Annotated in this window: 4 protein-coding genes; all 4 read right to left on the bottom strand. The window is 70.4% G+C overall.

All coding sequences use genetic code 11. The annotated features are described in order from the left end of the window. The coding region (locus tag VGV13_05065) for a pirin family protein (GenBank protein HEV8640449.1) at nt 1-736 on the bottom strand (736 nt) is incomplete at its 3' end. A 106-nt stretch (nt 737-842) separates the two neighbouring features. After that, the gene (locus VGV13_05070; protein HEV8640450.1) at nt 843-1418 is read right to left on the bottom strand and encodes a Uma2 family endonuclease; all 576 of its coding nucleotides are present in this window, start codon (nt 1416-1418) and stop codon (nt 843-845) included. A 74-nt stretch (nt 1419-1492) separates the two neighbouring features. Next, nucleotides 1493-2260 (bottom strand): SDR family NAD(P)-dependent oxidoreductase, encoded by a 768-nt coding sequence (locus tag VGV13_05075; GenBank protein HEV8640451.1) that lies wholly within the window; start codon nt 2258-2260, stop codon nt 1493-1495. A gap of 8 nt (nt 2261-2268) precedes the next feature. Continuing rightward, on the bottom strand, nt 2269-2573 hold a 305-nt coding region (locus VGV13_05080), incomplete at its 5' end, for a sulfite dehydrogenase (GenBank protein HEV8640452.1).

Below are 2573 nucleotides of genomic sequence, written 5' to 3' on the forward strand. Positions count from 1 at the left end.
ATAGAAAGCGCGCGGGCGCGTCGCCGGTCGTCGCCGTCAGCCGGTCGCCGTCGCCCAACACGGCCAGTTGCCCGGCGGCGACCTCCTGGGCGCCTCCGTCCGAAGCAGAGCCGAGCGCCACCCGGCCCTCGTAAACGTAGGCGAACGCGTTGTGGGCTGCCTGCAAGCTCAGAGCAACGCGGGCGCGCGGGGCCATCCGAACGTCCAAATACAACGGCTGGGTGGCGATGCCCTCCACCGGACCGCGGACGCCGCCCGCCTCGCCTGCGATCACGCGCGCGCGCACGCCGTCGGCCAACGTCACCTCGGGGATCTTCTCGGGCGGGATGTCCTGGTAGCGCGGCGCCGTCATCTTGTCGCGCGCGGGCAGGTTCACCCAGAGCTGGAAGCCCCACATGAGACCGTCCTTCTGCCGGGGCATCTCGGAGTGGATGATGCCGCGCCCGGCCGTCATCCACTGCACGCTGCCGGGGACCAGCTCGCCCTGGTTGCCGACGTGATCCTGGTGGCGCATCGAGCCGGCCAGCATGTAGGTGACGGTCTCGAAGCCGCGGTGGGGATGGTCGGGGAAGCCGGCCAGGTAGTCGTCGGGCTTGTCCGACTTGAACTCGTCGAGGAGGAGGAACGGGTCGAGGTGGTCGAGCTGGGGCGTGCCGAGCACCCGCGTGAGGCGGACGCCCGCCCCGTCGGACGTCGGCTGCCCGGTGACGACCTTGGCGACACGCCGCTCGCTCATCATCGCCCTCCCTCTCGGCTCACTTGCTCAGGCGTCATCCCTTCTGACGCTGTGTCAGCGACTTGCCTCTAAATGAAGGATGCCGGGGTGACCGCCAGCGATTCTATTAAGGCAGGAGGTCGGCGACGGCGACGCGAGCCGCGGGGCGCGCCAGGGGGGACGCCGCCGCGTCTGGCCCCAGGATCTGAACCGAGCCATAGCGCCAGCCGAACGGCGCTGAGGCGTCGCGCACCGGCGGTCGGTGGACCTCGAGTGTCCGATCGACGAGGTTGACGATCCAGTAGTCCGCCAGGCCGGCGCGGGCGTAGAGGCTGCCCTTCACGTTCCGGTCGAATGCCAGGCTCGACTCCGCCACCTCGACGACGAGCGCCGGCCGCGAGGGATGGGCCGCGCGATAGTCGCGCGGGCGTCCCGGGACCACCGCCACGTCAGGCTCGGGCTCGGACTCGTCGTCGAGGGCGACGGGGTCCTGGACGCGGACGAGCCAGCCCTCGCCAAAGGCCGCACGCAGCGCCTCCGCGGCGAGGCTGACCCCAGTGGCATGGGGGCTGCCCTTGGGCTCGGCGACGATCAGCTCGCCGCCGATCAGCTCGATCGGTTCGTCCTCGTGGAGAACGCCGAGCTCCACGAGCCGGTCGTACTCCTGCCGACTCCAGCGTCGCGTGCGCGGTGGCGCAGCCATCGATCGGATCGTATCGACCGCCTAGCCCCGCGTCAACGCCCACTGGCGTATCCACGACTCCCCCGACGCGCTCCTCACACCATCAGCCGGCCGCCGTTGACGGAGATGGTCTGGCCCGTGAGATAGCCGGCCTCGGGGGACGCGAGAAAGAGCACCCAGCCGACCATGTCCGACACCTCGGCGATACGGCCGATCAAGGTGCCCTTGCCGATCATGTCGCGCTGCTCCTGGCTGCGGACGGCGACGACGCGCTCGGTGGCCGTGGTGCCGGGCGCGAGGGCGTTGGCGGTGACGCCGTGCTTGCCCAGCTCGAAGGCCAGCACGCGGGTGAGGGAGTGGACGCCCGCCTTGGCCGCCGAGTAGGGCGGCGACGAGGGCTGGAGCGCGCTGACGCCGGCCATGGAGCCGATGTTGACGATGCGCCCGCTCCGCTGGCGCTTGAAGGCGGGGATGGCGGCCTTCGCGCACAGGTAGATGCTCTTGAGGTTGAGGTCGACCACCTTGTCCCACTCCTCCTCGGGGGTCTCCTCGACCGAGAGCTGCTTCCAGAAGCCGCCGGCGCTATTCACGAGAATGTCGAGCCGCTCGGCCTCGGCGAGGATCCGATCGAACGCCGCCTTCACCCGCCCGGCCTCCGTCACGTCGCACGCGATGAAGGACGCCTGGCCTCCGCGCTTCCGGATGTCGCTGGCCACGGCCGCGCCGCCCGCCTCGTCCAGGTCCAGCACATAGACGCGCGCTCCTGATTCCGCGAACGCCTGGGCCGAGCCCTTGCCGATGCCCCGGGCGCCGCCGGTGACGACGGCCACCTGGCCCGAGAAGTCGAACGTGGTCTTTCCCATACGCCACGCTACTGATCGCTCATGGTGAACACCAGCGGCTGCTTCACCAGGCCGTGGATCACGAGCCTGTGCGCCGCCGGATCGATGTCGGGGATGCCGGCGTGATGCCGCTCGAAGATGAGGCCGGTGGGCGTCACGATCCCGTGCTGATGCTGGAGCGGCGTCATGCTCCAGTCCGACCAGTTCTGGCGGTTGACGAACACGTCGGTGCGGCGGCGGACGACGTGGCTCTCGAACTTCGAGGGCATTCCGTAGGCCGTGGCCGGGATCGGGCGGCCGGGCTGCTGCGCCGTCGGCGGGACCTCCAGCGGCG

This window comes from Candidatus Methylomirabilota bacterium (genome assembly GCA_036001065.1).
Taxonomy (GTDB): domain Bacteria; phylum Methylomirabilota; class Methylomirabilia; order Rokubacteriales; family CSP1-6; genus MNEF01.

What these genes read in the sequence shown, in the direction of transcription:
- VGV13_05075 (HEV8640451.1), bottom strand. Translation starts at nt 2,260, where the DNA reads ATGGGAAAGACCACGTTCGACTTCTCGGGCCAGGTGGCCGTCGTCACC.
- VGV13_05070 (HEV8640450.1), bottom strand. Translation starts at nt 1,418, where the DNA reads ATGGCTGCGCCACCGCGCACGCGACGCTGGAGTCGGCAGGAGTACGAC.